General features: G+C 56.7%; 15 protein-coding genes. 5 read left to right on the plus strand and 10 right to left on the minus strand.

Annotated features, from left to right (window positions below; all coding sequences use genetic code 11):
- Positions 1 to 33: 33 nt before the first annotated feature.
- The 3 genes from yeiB to ACETPC_RS05240 all read right to left on the minus strand — a co-directional run bounded on the left by yeiB (position 34) and on the right by ACETPC_RS05240 (position 3146).
- Complete coding sequence (gene yeiB, locus ACETPC_RS05230; RefSeq protein ID WP_380179284.1) at positions 34 to 1182, minus strand: DUF418 domain-containing protein YeiB; 1149 nt, start codon at positions 1180 to 1182, stop codon at positions 34 to 36.
- Between the two features lie 46 nt (positions 1183 to 1228).
- Entirely contained in the window at positions 1229 to 1894 is a 666-nt protein-coding gene (gene folE, locus ACETPC_RS05235; protein ID WP_380179286.1) for a GTP cyclohydrolase I FolE, read from the minus strand.
- A 124-nt stretch (positions 1895 to 2018) separates the two neighbouring features.
- The gene (locus tag ACETPC_RS05240; protein ID WP_380179288.1) at positions 2019 to 3146 is read right to left on the minus strand and encodes a YbfB/YjiJ family MFS transporter; all 1128 of its coding nucleotides are present in this window, start codon (positions 3144 to 3146) and stop codon (positions 2019 to 2021) included.
- Between the two features lie 108 nt (positions 3147 to 3254).
- On the opposite strand from ACETPC_RS05240, the gene ACETPC_RS05245 reads away from it, so the two are divergent.
- The 3 genes from ACETPC_RS05245 to fghA all read left to right on the plus strand — a co-directional run bounded on the left by ACETPC_RS05245 (position 3255) and on the right by fghA (position 6195).
- Entirely contained in the window at positions 3255 to 4136 is an 882-nt protein-coding gene (locus ACETPC_RS05245) for a LysR family transcriptional regulator (protein ID WP_380179290.1), read from the plus strand.
- A gap of 81 nt (positions 4137 to 4217) precedes the next feature.
- Positions 4218 to 5342: an S-(hydroxymethyl)glutathione dehydrogenase/class III alcohol dehydrogenase gene (locus tag ACETPC_RS05250; protein WP_380179292.1), complete on the plus strand. Its 1125-nt coding sequence runs from the start codon at positions 4218 to 4220 to the stop codon at positions 5340 to 5342.
- A gap of 10 nt (positions 5343 to 5352) precedes the next feature.
- Positions 5353 to 6195, plus strand: coding sequence for an S-formylglutathione hydrolase (fghA, locus tag ACETPC_RS05255; RefSeq protein ID WP_380179294.1), 843 nt, complete (start codon positions 5353 to 5355; stop codon positions 6193 to 6195).
- A 247-nt stretch (positions 6196 to 6442) separates the two neighbouring features.
- Here the strand turns inward: fghA and ACETPC_RS05260 are convergent, their stop codons facing one another.
- The 6 genes from ACETPC_RS05260 to ACETPC_RS05285 all read right to left on the minus strand — a co-directional run bounded on the left by ACETPC_RS05260 (position 6443) and on the right by ACETPC_RS05285 (position 12393).
- Positions 6443 to 7099 (minus strand): hypothetical protein, encoded by a 657-nt coding sequence (locus ACETPC_RS05260; protein ID WP_380179296.1) that lies wholly within the window; start codon positions 7097 to 7099, stop codon positions 6443 to 6445.
- Between the two features lie 139 nt (positions 7100 to 7238).
- On the minus strand, positions 7239 to 8027 hold the full coding sequence (locus ACETPC_RS05265) for an ABC transporter ATP-binding protein (RefSeq protein WP_380179674.1): 789 nt from the start codon (positions 8025 to 8027) through the stop codon (positions 7239 to 7241).
- Positions 8024 to 9103 (minus strand): FecCD family ABC transporter permease, encoded by a 1080-nt coding sequence (locus ACETPC_RS05270; RefSeq protein WP_380179298.1) that lies wholly within the window; start codon positions 9101 to 9103, stop codon positions 8024 to 8026. Before ACETPC_RS05270 ends, ACETPC_RS05265 begins: the two co-directional genes overlap by 4 nt.
- Before the next feature lie 419 nt (positions 9104 to 9522).
- On the minus strand, positions 9523 to 10989 hold the full coding sequence (locus ACETPC_RS05275; RefSeq protein ID WP_380179300.1) for an amino acid permease: 1467 nt from the start codon (positions 10987 to 10989) through the stop codon (positions 9523 to 9525).
- 162 nt (positions 10990 to 11151) lie between these two features.
- Entirely contained in the window at positions 11152 to 12018 is an 867-nt protein-coding gene (yieE, locus tag ACETPC_RS05280; protein ID WP_380179302.1) for a DNA-binding transcriptional regulator YeiE, read from the minus strand.
- A gap of 6 nt (positions 12019 to 12024) precedes the next feature.
- Positions 12025 to 12393 (minus strand): YkvA family protein, encoded by a 369-nt coding sequence (locus ACETPC_RS05285; RefSeq protein ID WP_380179303.1) that lies wholly within the window; start codon positions 12391 to 12393, stop codon positions 12025 to 12027.
- Positions 12394 to 12501: 108 nt separating this feature from the next.
- Here ACETPC_RS05285 and ACETPC_RS05290 point away from each other — a divergent pair, with 108 nt between their 5' ends.
- A complete protein-coding gene (locus tag ACETPC_RS05290; RefSeq protein ID WP_380179305.1) occupies positions 12502 to 13542 on the plus strand; it encodes a YeiH family putative sulfate export transporter in 1041 nt (346 codons plus the stop codon).
- A 58-nt stretch (positions 13543 to 13600) separates the two neighbouring features.
- Positions 13601 to 14443, plus strand: coding sequence for a deoxyribonuclease IV (gene nfo / locus ACETPC_RS05295; protein WP_380179306.1), 843 nt, complete (start codon positions 13601 to 13603; stop codon positions 14441 to 14443).
- A 293-nt stretch (positions 14444 to 14736) separates the two neighbouring features.
- Here nfo and fruA read toward each other — a convergent pair whose 3' ends face one another.
- Positions 14737 to 16446 (minus strand): PTS fructose transporter subunit IIBC, encoded by a 1710-nt coding sequence (fruA, locus tag ACETPC_RS05300; RefSeq protein ID WP_380179308.1) that lies wholly within the window; start codon positions 16444 to 16446, stop codon positions 14737 to 14739.
- Positions 16447 to 16452 lie beyond the last annotated feature (6 nt).

Here is a 16452-nt window from a genome sequence, read left to right on the forward strand (position 1 = left end):
TTACATCTGTTTCCGTCACATTTGTGACGGCTATCATGAGCGCTGCGGCTCGCCGCCAGCGAAGCGGGTAAGAATGCGCCAGAGCCACTCAACCGGCCCATGACGGAAATAACGCAGCCATATCACTGAAAAAGTGATGTTGCAAAGCCAAACCCCTGGTACGACGGCCAGCAGCTCCAGGCGGTCAAACTTGTTGAACCAGGCAAATTGGTTAAACAACGTAGTGCAAATCAGCGTTTGCAGCAGATAGTTGCTTAGCGCCATCCTACCTACACAGCTCACGGCATGCGTAAGTTTAAGGCCAGCCAACACGGGCCAGAAGCCAAAACAGAGCGCGGCATAGCCTACTGCCTGCAGCGGCGCGCTTAATTCACGCGGCAATTGCAGGAAGAAGCCGCTGGGATAAAAAGCCCAGCCAGCCTGCCACTGAAGGTAAATCCCCGGCAGCTCAATGACCGCTGCCAGCAGCAGCAGAATTAGCGCGGTACGCCGATAGTGCGCCAGGCTCCAGCGGCCCTGTAGCCAGCCGCTGCGCATCAGCGCGCCACCGATCAGCATCATACCGGCCAGCTGCCAGCCGTACTGCGCCGCCAGCGACATCAGCCCGGAGGAAAGCAGATCGAGCCGATTACGTATCGCCTCCCAGCCGCCGTGCGTTTTCCAGAAGGTTTCGTATTCGATATCCGCCGCGCCCGGCAGCCAGGAATTATTAGGCTGATGGCCTGACAGTAGCCCGAAGACCACCAGCACGCCGCAGCCCACAACGTAGAGCATCACGCCGGTATTGAACAGCTGGCGCGTTGAAGCAACATCGCGGATCATCCGCCAGGCCACCAGCCCAATCAGGCCATAGTCCATCAGAATATCGCCTTCCCAAAACAGCAGGCAGTGCAGAAAACCGAGCAGCACCAGCCAGCTTAGCCGCGCCTGCAGCCAGCGTTTGCCGCGTGACAGCAGCAATTGCAGGCCACCGCCAAATAGCAGCGCAAACAGCGCGAGGAATTTAAGCTGGGCGAAAAAATCGATTAACGCCCACGTCCATGCATCGTGTGGCGTAACGCTCCCCTGCCAGGCAGGATTGAGATAGGCGGCGCCCGGCAGGCCGAAGGCGTTGATGTTAAGCAGCAGGATCCCCAGGATGGCGATGCCCCGAATAAAATCCAGCGTGTGAATACGAGGCATCGGCAGGTTCCTGACCGTAAAGGGCTAAAAGCCAGCGGCCAACAGATTAAACGTGGCGAACGGCGCGCAGGAATTCCTGGCGGGTGTTCTGGCTGGATTTAAACAGGCCGCCCAGCGAAGTGGTGGTGGTGGCGCTGGTAGCGTCGCGGATGCCGCGCGCTTTCACGCAATAGTGTACCGCATCGATAGAGACCGCGACGTTATTGGTGCCAAGCAGCGTTTGCAGCGCGATCAGGATCTGCTGGGTCAGACGCTCCTGCACCTGCGGACGGGAAGAGAAGAACTGCACGATGCGGTTAATCTTCGACAGGCCAATGACTTTGTCTTTCGGGATATAGGCCACCGTCGCCTTACCGTCGATGATCACAAAATGGTGTTCACAGGTGCTGGTCAGCGTGATATCACGCACCGTCACCATCTCGTCCACTTTCATTTTGTTTTCGATCAGCGTGATTTTCGGGAAATTGGCGTAGTCCAGGCCAGAGAAAACCTCGTTCACATACATTTTGGCGATGCGGTGCGGGGTCTCCATCAGGCTGTCATCTTCTAAATCAAGATTGAGCAGCTGCATAACTTCGGTCATATGACCGGCGATCAGCCGTCTGCGGGTTTCGTCATCCATTTCACGCGCAGGCGAGCGTAGTGGGGTTTCCAGTCCACGCGCGACCAGCGCTTCGTGAACAAGTGTGGCTTCCTGACTTAACGTAGCCATGGCGATCTTTTCTCCAGCAGATGTTACGCCAGCCCCGACGGGGCCGGTACAATTTCAGAGGCGCTATTTTGGTACACAACGCGACGTTAATCCAGCAATCAATCCAATCGGCTCTGAAACTGAATCATGCAGCGCGCCGCCAGACCAGCGCACCCGCCAGTAGCAGTCCCACGCCCGCGACGTAAAGCGCAGGCTCCAGCCGGTGCGTAAGGCCTGTAGATAGTGCAGAAATCAACGGCCCGACAAGTTGCCCGACGGCATAGCCCGTGGTCAGCAAGCCTGCCATATAGCGACTGTGATGCGGCGCCATTTCTCTGGCATATTGCAGCGAAAGCTGCACCAGATTGAGAAAAGGCAGCCCCATCAGTACGGCACCAATCGCCAGCCCGCTAAGGCCCGGCACGATGGCGGCGCAAAGAACACCCAGCGCCTGAACCCACAGATTAAACGCCAGCCGGGTATTAGCCTCGCCAAGGTGCCGCATCAGGATCCCTAAGCCAATCCCCAGCACCGCCGTACCGCCGAAGACAGGCCAGACGAACTGACCAAAGGCACTGCCGGGAAAACGGGCTGCCGCCATCTGCGACAGAAAAGTGGCGGGAATGATATAGCCGAATCCGGCCAGGCTATAGCTCCAGACCAGCTTTTTCAGGGCGGGCGTCAGCACCAGCGGTTCCGGCGCTGTTTCCGGCCGGTGCAGTTCGCCTTTACGCGGCAGAAAACGCAGGATGGGCAGCGCCAGCAACAGCGCCAGCACGCCATAGGCGCACCAGGCCTGAGCAGCGCTGACCTGCCGCGCGTGCAGGAAAACCGCCAGCAGCCCGCTGAGGAGAATCCCCGTGCCCGGCCCGGCAAACACGGCTGCACTCAGCCCTGGCCGACCATATTTATGCAGCTGTTCATTGCTCCACGCCGCTACCAGCACCATCGTCCAGCCGCTGGCCCAGCCAATCACAAAACGCACCGCGCCGTGCAGCCAGGCGTCCGATACGCAGGCAGAAAGCAGCGTCAATATTACTGCGCCGCCGATACCCGCTTTTAGCTTTGCCTCTACGCCCACGTTCGTGCGCATCGCATTCCATGAGCCGCAAAGGTAACCCAGATAGTTAAAAGCCGCGACCACCGCCGCACTGGTCAGCGTCAGCTGATGCTCTGCGATCATCAGCGGTACCTGAGGCGTAAAAGTAAATCGCCCGATGCCCATCGCCACAATCAGCGCAATAAAAGCGCTGAACGCCACCCGTCCGGCCATCTCTTGCTCCTTTAACGATGTTATTAAATTCTTGCGCCCAGTCTGCATGATGGTTAAACTCACGAAAAATGAATAATACTGACCAACTTGCTTACAAAAAGAGAATGAATGGATCTGACGCAGCTAAAGATGTTCTGTACGGTAGCCGAGACCGGTTCGCTGGCGCGCGCCGCCGAGCTGCTGCATCGCGTGCCCTCTAATCTGACTACCAGGCTACGCCAGCTGGAGCAGGAAACGGGCATAGATCTTTTCATCCGTGAAAAGCAGCGCCTGCGCCTGTCGCCGATGGGCCACAATTTCCTCTGCTACGCGCAGCGCATCCTGGCGCTCAGCGAAGAAGCGCTGAAGATGGCGCAAAGCGGCGAACCCGGCGGCAATTTTGCGTTGGGCGCGATGGAGAGCACCGCCGCCGTGCATCTGCCCTCTTTGCTGACAAGCTTTCATCAACGCTATCCCGAAGTCACGCTGTCGTTGATTACCGGCACTTCCGGCGAGCTTATTGAGCAGGTGCGCCAGGGCACACTGGCCGCCGCGCTGGCTGATGGCCCCGTAGCGGTCGATGAGCTAAACAGCTGTAAAACCTTTGCCGAACGCCTGGTGATAATCAGCAATCCGCAACGCGCGCCCGTCCAGCAGCCTGCGGATGCCGCTGGCGAAACGCTGTTTACCTTTCGTCCCGGCTGTTCTTACCGGCTGCGGCTGGAAAACTGGTTTCGCCAGGCGGGCGAGCAGCCCGGCCAGTTTATGGAAATTCAGTCTTATCACGCCATGCTCGCCTGCGTGGCAAGCGGCTCCGGTCTGGCGATATTGCCGGAATCGGTGCTGGAGAAGATTGCCGCGCCCGGCCAGGTGCAGCGGCACGAGCTGCCTGCGGAAATCAGTGAAACCAACACTTATCTGGTCTGGCGCCGCGACGCTTTTACGCCCAACGTCAAGGCGCTGAAGTATCTGATTATAGAGCAGTCGCCGGATGATGAAATTCAGCCATAATTAAACGGCTTGAGCGGCTGGCGCCGCTCGCCGGATCCATGCCAAACGGCAACAAGCCACCTTAATAAGGAATAAACCGAAATGCAGATGATTAAAACTCGCGCCGCTGTTGCCTGGGCTGCCGGCGAACCGCTGAAAATCGAAGAAGTCGATTTGATGCCGCCGCAGAAAGGCGAAGTGCTGGTGCGCATCGTCGCCACCGGCGTATGCCATACGGATGCCTATACCCTTTCCGGCAAGGATCCTGAGGGCGTTTTCCCTGCAATCCTCGGCCACGAAGGCGGCGGTATTGTGGAAGCGGTCGGCGAAGGCGTTACCAGCGTGGCGGTCGGCGATCACGTTATTCCGCTCTACACCCCGGAGTGCGGCAAATGTAAGTTCTGTCTTTCTGGCAAAACCAACCTTTGCCAGGCGATCCGTACTACCCAGGGCAAAGGCCTGATGCCGGATGGCACCACCCGTTTCTTTAAAGACGGCAAGCCGATTTTCCACTACATGGGCACTTCCACCTTCTCCGAATACACCGTTATCCCGGAAATCTCGCTGGCGAAAATCAGCAAAGAAGCGCCGCTGGAAGAGGTTTGCCTGCTGGGCTGCGGCGTTACCACCGGCATGGGCGCGGTAATGAACACGGCCAAAGTTAAAGAAGGCGATACCGTGGCGATCTTCGGCTTAGGCGGCATCGGCCTGTCCGCGATTATCGGCGCGAAGATGGCGAAAGCGGGACGCATTATCGGCATCGATCTGAACACCAGCAAATTCGATCTGGCCAGAAAGCTGGGCGCCACCGATCTGATTAACCCAAAAGATTATGATAAGCCGATCCAGGAAGTGATTGTGGAGATGACTGATGGCGGCGTCGATTTCTCATTTGAGTGTATCGGCAACGTCAACGTGATGCGTTCAGCGCTGGAATGCTGCCATAAGGGCTGGGGTGAATCGGTTATCATCGGCGTGGCTGGCGCGGGCGAAGAGATCTCTACCCGGCCTTTCCAGCTGGTGACCGGGCGCGTCTGGCGCGGTTCCGCTTTCGGCGGCGTGAAAGGCCGTACGCAGCTGCCGGGCATCGTGCAGGATTACCTTGACGGCAAATTTGCGCTGAATGATTTTATTACCCACACCATGCCGCTGGAAGAGATCAACGAAGCGTTCGATTTAATGCATGAAGGTAAATCGATTCGCTCCGTGGTGCATTTTACTAAATAAGGAGAAAAGGATGGCCTCCAGTCTGGAGCTTCTTGAAGAACATCGGCTGTTTGGCGGCTGGCAGCAGCGCTACCGTCATTTGTCGGCCACGCTGAACTGCTCGATGACCTTCAGCATTTTTTTACCCGGGCCGAAAAGCGAAGCGCCGCCGCCGGTTCTGTGGTTTCTGGCGGGGCTGACCTGTTCAGACGAGAACTTTTCCACTAAATCCGGCGCGCAGCGCGTGGCGGCAGAGCTGGGTCTGGTATTGGTTATGCCGGATACCAGCCCGCGTGGCGAAGTCGTGCCGAATGACGAAGCCTACGATCTGGGCCAGGGCGCAGGCTTCTACCTGAACGCCACCCAGGCGCCCTGGGATGCGCACTTCCGCATGTACGATTACCTGACCGAAGAGCTGCCAGCGCTGGTTGCAGACAACTTTAACGTCAGCGATCGTCAGGCGATTATGGGCCATTCGATGGGCGGACATGGTGCGCTGGTGCTGGCGTTACGTAATCCACAGCGCTTTGTTTCGGCTTCTGCTTTTGCGCCTATCGTTAACCCAGGGCAGGTGCCGTGGGGCGAGAAAGCCTTTACGGCCTATCTGGGCGAAGATCGCAGCCAGTGGGAAAACTGGGATAGCTGCCTGCTGATGCAGCAGGCCACGCACCCGCTGCCGATGCTGCTGGATCAGGGCGACAGCGATCAGTTCCTGGCCGATCAGCTGCGTCCGGAACGGCTTGAAGCCATCGCCCGCGATAAAGGCTATCCGCTGACCGTGCGTATTCAGCCCGGCTACGATCACAGCTATTACTTTATCGCCAGCTTTGTGGAAGATCATTTGCGCTTCCATGCTAAATATCTGCTGGCTTAAATGGCCTGGGCCGGGAAACTCCCGGCCTTTTTAATAAGAGTGTTGCACCAACTTTATGGGGGTATTTAATTCGCTGAAATAGTTAATTATCTTAATTACCCTTTCCGTTAAATTTTACTCGCGGCGATTCGAACCATAGCCCGTGATAGAGGCTATTTACTGACAGTGCGCGTTGAAAAAGTTATTAATTTGTCATCAGGGCTTATATATTAACTATTTGCTGGCTCAGATAACCAGGAGCAGATTTTCAGGCAGTTATAGCGTCAGGCACGGAGGCAGAGACGGGAAGCGCAAGCTTGGAAATGATAGCCAGCCGGTTCTGATAGTGATTTATATCACCCCACAGCCACTGCTCGTAATGCCCTACTTCCTCTTCGGAACGGATCTGGTTTAGCTCACAGCTAAGCATATCGTAAGCATAAACTTTCAGGCCATAGGCGAGCGCATCATAGATCCTTGCCTGCCAGAAGGCGATACCGTCATGCGTGTGGTTCATGTCAGAGATAATCACGTCATAGCGTTTAAGCAAATAATGCAGGAAAACGGCACCCGCCAGCTCGTGCAGCTCTTTTCGATGCTTAGGCTTTTGAGTTCGCCATACCAGTACCTGGGTAACTGGCCGGCAATTCAGGAAAACATCCGGCTGGATCACAACGCGGTTGTAATAAGCAACGTCTTCTGAGAGATCGTTAATAAGCGCCAGCTCGAAATGGCTTTGGCTAATCTTACCGGCAAAACGGTCATCAACACGTACCAGCCGATAACCAGGTGAGAGTATAACGCCCTCAATTTGCACCTCTTCGCCATTAGCCAGAGCCGAATAGAGCGCAGCGTTATCCTCGCTTTCGTTCAGGTGCGCGAAAACTTCATTAACCTTTGTGGCGTTGATGAATTTTGCCGGCATGACGTCCTCCTGTCGCTGAGTGCGCAAATATTGTACAACCCTGATCATAACTTCGCAATATTTACTCACGCCAGTGTGCAAAGCTAAAGGCCGGTTTTTACCAACCTTTAGCCATGCCACTCAAACGGACTGCCCCTAATCAGGAAACCGGTTCGCTGACCAGCCCGTCAATCAGCACCTGCGGCGTACCCTGCGAGCAGCGTTCAATGCGGCCGCGCACGCCATATACCTTCGCCAGGCTTTCCGGCGTAATCACCTCTTCCGGCGGGCCGTCCGCAATCAGCCCGCCGTTTTGCAGCATCAGCACATGCTGGCCGTGGCGCAGCGCGATATTGATATCATGCACCACTACTACAGTGACAATATTGCGCTTGCTGGTTTCGCGGCGCACCAGATCCATAACGTGGAACTGATAATTAAGATCCAGCGCGCTGAGCGGCTCGTCCAGTAGGAGCAGCTCCGGGCGGCGGATCAACGACTGTGCCAGCCCTACCAGCTGCTTTTGCCCGCCGGAAAGCTGGTCCAGGTAGCTTAATGCCAGATGGGCGATGCCAAGCCTTTCCAGCAGTTCCATCACTTCCGCTTCGCTTGCCGCGCTGCTGCGTCCGCCGGAGGCGCGCTGGGCAACGATAATAGATTCCAGCACGTGCAGATGTACGCCAGCTGGCAGCGACTGCGGCAGATAAACTACCTTCTCTGCGCGGCGTGCGAACGGCTGGCTGAGCAGCTCGGTGCCGTTAAGCCAAAGCTCGCCCTGCGCCTGGTTCAGGCCCGCGACAGAGCGCAGCAGCGTCGATTTTCCGCAGCCGTTCGGCCCCAGCAGCACGGTGATTTTACCGCGCGGCAGCAGCGGCACGTTCAGGTCACTGATAATTTTGCGTTTAGGATAACCGGCGTGAAAGCCGCTGATTTTTAAGCCGTCCATCAGACGTTCCCCCGATGACGCAGAATAATGCTCAGGAAGAAAGGTACGCCGACCAGAGAAGTCACAATGCCGACAGGAATAATGACGCCCGGCACCAGGTTTTTCGACACCACCGACGCCATCGACAGCACCAGCGCGCCGGTCAGCGCGCTGGCTGGCAGATAAAAGCGATGATCCTCGCCAAAGATTAGACGGGCGATATGTGGCGCCACCAGGCCGATAAAGCCGATCGGCCCGACAAAAGCCACTGCCAGTGCAGAAAGAATACTGATGCGCAGCAGCGTGCCCAGACGCAGGCGACGCACATCTATACCAAAGCTTACGGCGCGATCTTCGCCCAGGCGCAGCGCGGTCAGCTTCCAGGAACTCATCATGGAGAACGGCAGGATAACCAGCAGCGCCAGCGTCAGCACGCCCAGTTTGTCCCAGGAGGCGCGGGCCAGACTGCCCATCGTCCAGAACACCAGCCCCTGAAGCGTATCTTCGCTGGCGATGAACTGCATCATCGACACCAGCGCGTTAAAGGTAAAGACCAGCGCGATGCCGAACAAGACTACGCCAGAAGTGGCTACGCGCGTCCAGCGAGTGACGCCATCCAGCATCAGCGCGGCCAGCAGCGCGAAAATAAAGGCATTGGCAGAAATAAACCACTGATCGGGAATCCCGGGCAAGCCGATGCCCAGCACGATAGCCAGCGCAGCGCCGAACGCGGCGGCGGAGGAAACGCCCAGCGTAAACGGGCTGGCGAGCGGATTATTCAGGATAGTTTGCATCTCGGCTCCGGCCAGGCCTAAAGCCAGCCCCACCACTACCGCCATCAACGCATAAGGTAAACGGATATCCCAGACGATAACCCGCGATCCGGCATCAACGCTCTGTGGTGAAAGCAGCGTCTGCCAGAGGGTTTCCAGCGATAATCCTGATGGGCCTAAGGTAAAGTCGAACAGCAGCGAAGCGAGGATAGCCAGTACCAGCACCCCCATAAAAAACAGACGGCGGCGCAGCAGATGATGATAACGATTCATCGCGCCTTCGTGCTGTTGGCAGCCGCCGCGGTCGGGGTTGTGGGTCACGCTCATGATTTCTACCTGTTATCGGACCCGCAGCTGGCGGCCGCCGATCCTGCAAAATTAGCAAAGCAAAAAACTTACGGCGCTAACAATAAAGGAAATGATAATAGTTATCAATCATATGTGTAACGGGATATTACTCATGAAAAAGGCGCGGAAAACCGCCCCTTTGAGGTTGATAACAAACCCCAGGTCGCGTTTAAATCTGTGACAGAGCAGCAGAGGCAGAGCGGAACATGGACACGCCGTGAAATCGTCCCTGATGGCTCGGTTGGCGCGTCCCTGCGCCAAACGGTCCATTTATCCGCTCAGCCTCTGCCGCTGTAAGGCGTCTGTGTTGCTGTAATAAAAAGCCAAAATCCAGAAGCATTTTAGGTTTGTCAGCAGTCTGAAGGCGCGGAAAATCGCGCCTTTCGGGAAAGGGAAAGCTATTTGAATTTAGGGAACTTCATTTCGCTGTATTTTACAAAGCGCGTGCCTTTCGTCAGCTTGTAGCCGAACCAGATAACCAGGAACAGCGGAATGCCGATATAGGTTGCCGCCGCGCCGTACCAGTCGATGCGATCCGCCAGGAATGCCTGATAGTTCTGCCCCAGCGTAATGATCAGGCAGAGTACAAAGGCAAAGATCGGCCCAAGCGGGAAGAACTTAGAGCGATACGGCAGATCGTTCACATCGTTCCCTTGCGCCACGTAGCCGCGACGGAAACGATAGTGGCTGATAGCGATACCCAGCCAGGCGATAAAGCCTGTCATACCGGAAGTATTCAGTAGCCACAGGTAAACGGTCTGGTTACCGAACATGGAAGTCAGGAAGCAGAGCGCTGCCACCACAGTTGTGGCGTAAAGCGCATTACGCGGCACGCCGCCTTTGGAAAGCTTGCCGAAAATTTTCGGCGCTTTACCTTCACGCGCCAGCGTAAACAGCATGCGGGTTGAAGCATACATGCCGGAGTTGCCCGCAGAAAGAATGGCGGTCAGGATAACGGCATTCATGATCGCCGCTGCCGACAGCAGGCCAGCATGCTTAAACACCAGCGTAAACGGGCTGACGCTGATGTCTTTCACGTCGTTACGCAGCAGGCTTGGGTCGGTGTAAGGAATAATCAGGCTGATCACCAGAATCGCCAGAATATAAAACAGCAGAATGCGCCAGAAAACCTGACGAACCGAGCGCGGAATGTTTTTGGCCGGATCTTCTGATTCACCGGCGGCAATACCGATAAGTTCAGTGCCCTGGAAAGAGAAGCCGGCAATCATCGCTACGCCGATCATCGCGGAAAAACCGCCGGAGAAAGGCGCATCGCCGATCTGCCAGTTCTGCCAGCCTGCTACCGGCTGGTCGCCGCGCAAGATGCCGAGGATCATCATCACGCCCACTACGATAAAAATCACCACAGTGACCACTTTGATCAGGGAGAACCAGTATTCTGCCTCACCAAAGCCCTTTACCGAAATGTAGTTGAGCAGGAAGATCACGCTCAGGAAAAGCACGCTCCAGATCCAGCCTGGCGTATCCGGGAACCAGTAGGTCATCACCAGCTGCGCCGCCACCAGCTCGATAGCCACGGTGACCGCCCAGTTGTACCAGTAATTCCAGCCCAGCGCGAAGCCAAAGCCTTCTTCAACAAAGTTAGAGCCGTAGGTAGAGAATGAGCCGGATACCGGCATAAAAGCTGCCAGTTCGCCAAGGCTGGTCATCAGGAAGTAGACCATCAGGCCGATCAGGGCATAGGAGAGCAGCGCGCCGCCTGGGCCTGCCTGGGAGATGGTCGCGCCGGAGGCAACGAACAGACCGGTGCCGATTGAGCCGCCGATAGCGATCATCGTCAGATGACGCGCCTTTAATTTACGCCTTAATTCAGGCTGTTGTGTTGTTTTTGTGTCATGATCCATTGGTAAATGCTGTGCTCTGGCTAAAATGAGGCGCGATTGTAACAAACTCCTTCGCCAGAAGAAGTCATTACGCGACGTTATAAGATAGCTTCATGATCCGCGGCGAATTATTAGCGGACTCGCGGGAAGCTTTTGTCTTCTTTGGCGCTAAAATTCCCGAATCTATTCCGCACAGTAGCTTAAAAAACGCAGCAGCGCTTTTGATAAATGCTTCTGGCGGTGATGAAGACGGTACAGCGTGCGTTTCAGTTTTGGCAGCGGCACAGGCACTTCCTGTAGCGTTCCGGCAGCCAGCTGCTCGGCAATGACGCGGCGCGACAGGCAGCTAATGCCCATGTTATGGCGCACCGCATGCTTGATCGCCTCAGAGTTACCCAGTTCCAGCGCCAGGCTAAACTGCGGCAGGTGCGAAAGCAACAGGTAATCAACGAGTTCGCGCGTGCCTGAGCCGTGCTCGCGCAGGATCCAGGGCGCGGCGGCCAGGCTTTCCAGCGTCACTGGCCGCTGCAAAATGGTCGCGTCGGCGGCGGCAAAGACCACCAGCTCATCTTCCAGCCAGGGTTCGCTAATCAGTTCGCTGATGTGGCAAGGCCCTTCGATAAAGCCAACGTCAACGCGGAAATCCATAACGGCGTTGATGACATCCTGGCTGTTGCCCACGCTCAGCTCCAGCGGCAAATCAGGATAGTCGCGCCGCCATCCCGCAATCATGCCCGGCAGCAGGTAGTTGCCAATGGTGCTGCTGGCGTAAACCCGCAGCGCGCCGTTATCTTCCCGGAAAAGCTGTTCGATTTCGCTGGCCTGTTCCAGCAGCGCTACCGCACGCGGATAAAGCAACCGGCCATGTTCATTGACCATCAGCCGTTTGCCCGGTCTGTCGAACAGCTGAACGCCCAGCTGGTTTTCCAGATCTGCCAGCGCCGCGCTGACCGCCGATTGCGAGAGCGACAGAGCCTGGGAAGCCTGAGTGGTGGAGCCGCTTTTTAATACTTCGGCAAAGACCTCAAGCTGTCTTAATGTGATATGCATGCTTTTTTACCTGTTGTAAAACAGCGCCAGGGCAATGACTACCGCCAGCCAGAGCAGCAGTATCATCCCCGCGCGGCGGCCAGCTTTCTTTTTCGCCTGCCGATCGGCAATACGCCGCTGGCTGTCCAGCCGCACGGCTTCCGGCAGCAGGCGCAGCAGCAGCATCATACCGCCAGGCACGATAACGGCATCGTCCAGCAGCCCTACCACCGGAATAAAATCCGGGATTAAATCAATCGGGCTGAAAGCGTAAACCGCCAGCCCGACGGCCAGACCTTTTTGCCAGAGCGGCGTGCGCGGGTCGCGGCAGGCGTACCACAGCATCACGCTATCCTTTCTGACAAGTCCCGCCCATTTTTTTAGCCGTCTGAACATTCTGACCCCTTTTATATCACTTATTCTGGTTAATTATAAATATATAATCAATTTCTCCTTTAAGCCAGTGTGCGTCATGCTTGCCTTATCTTGCTGAGGAGCCTGACTATGGCCGAACTCTCTTTAACGCCTTTATCTTATAAGCCGCTACGCTATGGCGCAGGTCTGGCGCTAACTGTATTGCTGGCCGCCGCCGCCCTCTGGCTCGCCAGGCAATCCGCTATGATGGCCATTGGCCTGGGCGCTTTAACCCTGGCCATGCTTACCGGCATTATCGCGGGCAACACCTTTTATGGACGCCTGGCCTTGGGTTGCGATACTGGCGTTCAGTTCGCCAAACAACGGCTGCTGCGTATCGGCATAGTGCTTTATGGCTTCCGCCTGACCTTCCAGCAAATCGCCGATATTGGCCTGGGCGGCATGCTGACCGATCTGCTGACGCTAAGCTCAACTTTTATGCTGGCATGCTGGTTTGGCCGTCGCGTGCTGCGGTTGGATCGCGATACGGTGTGGCTGATTGGCGCGGGCAGCAGTATCTGCGGCGCGGCGGCGATCATGGCTACCGAGCCGGTCATTAAGGCGGAATCGCAAAAAGTAGCCGTCGCCGTGGCGACCGTAGTGCTGTTCGGTACGCTGGGCATCTTTCTTTATCCTTTGCTCTGGCACGAAGCCAGCAGGCTATTACCGGCCATAACGCCCACACAGTGGGGAATTTTTACCGGCTCCACGCTGCACGAAGTGGCGCAGGTTGTCGCGGCCGGACATACGGTTGGCCCGGAAGCGGAAAACGCAGCGGTCATTGCTAAAATGCTGCGGGTAATGATGCTGGCGCCTTTTCTGCTGCTGCTTGGCCGCCGCGCCAGTAAGAGCGGCAACGTTGCGGTAAGCTTTCCCTGGTTTGCGTTGGGGTTTATCGGTGTAGCGCTGTTCAACTCGCTGCATCTGCTGCCGCAGCCGCTGGTAGCCGCATTGAATGAGCTGGATAATTTTTTGCTGGCCGTTGCTATGGTGGCGTTAGGCTTAACCACACGGTTCAGCATGCTGAAAAAAGCGGGCATAAAGCCGCTGCTGCTGGGCCTGCTGCTGTTTATCTGGCTGCTGGCGGGCGGCGGCGCGATTAACCTGGCAATCCAGCATTTACTGGCATAAATTCACGTCGTTTCCGGTTATTATTCCCCGCTCGCATTATTGGATTCAGGAGCAAGGCATGAAATATATTGGCGCCCACGTCAGCGCTTCCGGCGGCGTGGAGCAGGCTGTATTGCGCGCGCATGAAATCGAAGCCACGGCTTTCGCGCTTTTTACCAAAAACCAGCGCCAGTGGCGCGCCGCGCCGTTGAGCAAAGAGACGATTTCCGCCTTTCGCAACGCCTGCGAGAAGTATCACTACAGCGCCGCGCAGATCCTGCCGCACGACAGTTTTTTGATTAACCTGGGCCATCCGCTGGAAGAGCCGCTGGAGAAATCGCGCGCCGCCTTTATCGATGAGCTGCAGCGCTGTGACCAGCTGGGCCTGACGCTGCTGAATTTCCATCCCGGCAGCCATTTGCAGCAGATCGACGAAGACGCCTGCCTGAAGCGCATTGCCGAATCGGTGAATATCGCGCTGGATAAAACGCAAAACGTAACGGCAGTGATCGAAAACACCGCCGGTCAGGGCAGCAATTTGGGTTTCCGCTTTGAGCATCTTGCAGCGATTATCGACGGCGTTGAGGATAAGTCGCGCGTTGGCGTCTGCATTGATACCTGCCACGCTTTTGCGGGCGGTTACGATCTGCGTACCGAAGAGGATTGCGAAAAAACGTTTGCGGAATTTGAGCGGATTGTGGGCTTTGAATACCTGCGTGGCATGCATCTTAACGATGCCAAAAGCGCTTTCGCCAGCCGCGTCGATCGCCATCATAGCCTGGGCGAAGGCAACATCGGCAAAACAGTGTTTAGCTGGTTAATGAAAGACAGCCGCTTCGATAATATCCCGCTGATTCTGGAAACCATCAATCCCGATATCTGGAAAGATGAGATCGCCTGGCTGAAGTCGGAACAGGTTTGAGTCATCATTATAAAAAAAGCGCGGTTGCCCGCGCTTCAGACTGCTGACAAACCTAAACCGTTTCTGGATTTTAGCTTTTTTCTACAGCAACACAGCTGCTTGATAGCGGCAGAGGCTGAGCGGATAAGCGGACCGTTTTCGCGCATGGACGCGCGAAACGAGCCCCCATGGACGGGTCTACGGCGTGTCCGTGTTCCGATCTGCCTCTGCTGCTCTGTCACTGATTTAAACGCGACCTGGGGTTTGTCATCAACCTCAAGCGCGGTTACCCGCGCTTTCGTATTACGTCTGAATCAGGCTTTCGCCATCTCCGCTTCCGGGCGCTTCAGCACCGCGTAAGAGAGTCCGGCTACCAGGGTTCCGGCGATAATCGCCAGCAGATAGCCCAGCACTGGCGTGATAGCGCCCGGGATGAGCAGGACAAATAGCCCACCGTGCGGTGCCATCAGCTTAGCGCCTACCCACATGGAGATAGCGCCGGTCAGCGCGCCGCCAACGATACAGCAGGGTAATACACGCATCGGGTCGCGGGCCGCGAAAGGAATAGCGCCTTCAGAGATAAAGCACAGTCCCAGTACCAGTGCCGCTTTACCGCCTTCCTGCTGCCCTTTGTTGAACTTACGGCGCGCCACCAGCGTCGCCAGACCCATTGCCAGCGGTGGCACCATACCGCCCGCCATGATCGCCGCCATTGGTGCATAGGTTTGCGAACTGAGCAGGCCGACGCCAAACGCATAGGCTACTTTATTCACCGGGCCGCCCATATCGGTACACATCATGCCGCCCAGCACCGCGCCCAGCAGGATGGCGTTACCTGTGCCCATGTTGCTCAGCCAGTGGGTCAGGCCTTCCATGATCTTAGCTACAGGGCCGCCCACTACGTAGATCATCAGCAGACCGGTGATCAAACTGGCGACAAGCGGGATAATCAGGATCGGTTTTAGCGCCTCCATACTCTGCGGAAGCCTGAGTTTAGAGCTAATAAACTTCGCGGCGTAACCGGCGATAAAACCAGCGATAATACCGCCCAGGAAACCCGCGTTAATGGTGCTGGCCAGCCAGCCGCCAATCAGGCCCGGCGTCAGGCCCGGACGGTCGGCGATGGAAAAGGCGATAAAGCCTGCCAGCACCGGCACCATCAGCTTAAAGGCGCTGCCGCCACCGATATCCATCAGCGCGGCTGCCAGCGTGCCCTGCTCTTTAAAAGCGGTGATGCCGAAAGCAAAGGAAAGCGCGATGCTTAAACCGCCCGCGACGACCATCGGCAGCATGTAGGAAACACCGGTCAGCAGATGGCGATAGGCACCCGCGCTCTCTTTTTTCTCGCCCTGTGCCGCTGGCTGGCTGCCGCCCTGCGGCTGGTAAGGTTTAGCCTGCGCCAGCGCCTTATCAAACTCCTGTGCGGTTTTCTTTAACGCCAGACCGGTTGAGGTGCGATACATAGGTTTACCGGCGAATTTCGCCAGGTCTACCTCGATATCCGCCGCAACGATAACCAGATCGGCTTCTGCTACTTCTTCTGGGGTAATCGCATTGCCCGCGCCTACGGAGCCGCGCGTTTCGACTTTCACCCACCAGCCGCGCTTTTTCGCTTCTGCGTCGATGGCTTCTGCCGCCATAAAGGTGTGCGCCACGCCGGTTGGGCAGGCGGTAACGGCGACAATGCGTTTCGGCCCGCTGGCAACTACGTCCGCCGCGCTGCTTGCCGCTGCGGGTTTAGCTACGGCAGCAGGTGCCTGCCAGGCTTTCGCTTCGGTTTGCGCTCTGCCCAGCTCAACGTCCGGCTGGCGCAGCAGCTGTTCAGCAGAGGTCTGGTAAACGGCTTTGCCCGTAAGATCGACATTAGCAGGCAGCGTTTCGCCTACCAGGATGATTTGGTCGGCTTCCGCCAGGTTTTCGGTCAGCGTCAGCCCTTTGGCGGTCGCGGTCGCTTTGGTGATATTTTTTGCCAGATGGCCAGTAGCCAGCCCCAGCGAAGGATCAAGTATCAGCAGCGTTTTCATTATGCC

The sequence above is a fragment of the Pantoea sp. sgz302252 genome, from assembly GCF_042610525.1.
In the GTDB taxonomy this organism is placed as follows: domain Bacteria; phylum Pseudomonadota; class Gammaproteobacteria; order Enterobacterales; family Enterobacteriaceae; genus Erwinia.

What these genes read in the sequence shown, in the direction of transcription:
- yeiB (WP_380179284.1), bottom strand. Translation starts at nt 1,182, where the DNA reads ATGCCTCGTATTCACACGCTGGATTTTATTCGGGGCATCGCCATCCTG.
- folE (WP_380179286.1), bottom strand. Translation starts at nt 1,894, where the DNA reads ATGGCTACGTTAAGTCAGGAAGCCACACTTGTTCACGAAGCGCTGGTC.
- ACETPC_RS05240 (WP_380179288.1), bottom strand. Translation starts at nt 3,146, where the DNA reads ATGGCCGGACGGGTGGCGTTCAGCGCTTTTATTGCGCTGATTGTGGCG.
- ACETPC_RS05245 (WP_380179290.1), top strand. Translation starts at nt 3,255, where the DNA reads ATGGATCTGACGCAGCTAAAGATGTTCTGTACGGTAGCCGAGACCGGT.
- ACETPC_RS05250 (WP_380179292.1), top strand. Translation starts at nt 4,218, where the DNA reads ATGCAGATGATTAAAACTCGCGCCGCTGTTGCCTGGGCTGCCGGCGAA.
- fghA (WP_380179294.1), top strand. Translation starts at nt 5,353, where the DNA reads ATGGCCTCCAGTCTGGAGCTTCTTGAAGAACATCGGCTGTTTGGCGGC.
- ACETPC_RS05260 (WP_380179296.1), bottom strand. Translation starts at nt 7,099, where the DNA reads ATGCCGGCAAAATTCATCAACGCCACAAAGGTTAATGAAGTTTTCGCG.
- ACETPC_RS05270 (WP_380179298.1), bottom strand. Translation starts at nt 9,103, where the DNA reads ATGAGCGTGACCCACAACCCCGACCGCGGCGGCTGCCAACAGCACGAA.
- ACETPC_RS05275 (WP_380179300.1), bottom strand. Translation starts at nt 10,989, where the DNA reads ATGGATCATGACACAAAAACAACACAACAGCCTGAATTAAGGCGTAAA.
- yieE (WP_380179302.1), bottom strand. Translation starts at nt 12,018, where the DNA reads ATGCATATCACATTAAGACAGCTTGAGGTCTTTGCCGAAGTATTAAAA.
- ACETPC_RS05285 (WP_380179303.1), bottom strand. Translation starts at nt 12,393, where the DNA reads ATGTTCAGACGGCTAAAAAAATGGGCGGGACTTGTCAGAAAGGATAGC.
- ACETPC_RS05290 (WP_380179305.1), top strand. Translation starts at nt 12,502, where the DNA reads ATGGCCGAACTCTCTTTAACGCCTTTATCTTATAAGCCGCTACGCTAT.
- nfo (WP_380179306.1), top strand. Translation starts at nt 13,601, where the DNA reads ATGAAATATATTGGCGCCCACGTCAGCGCTTCCGGCGGCGTGGAGCAG.
- fruA (WP_380179308.1), bottom strand. Translation starts at nt 16,446, where the DNA reads ATGAAAACGCTGCTGATACTTGATCCTTCGCTGGGGCTGGCTACTGGC.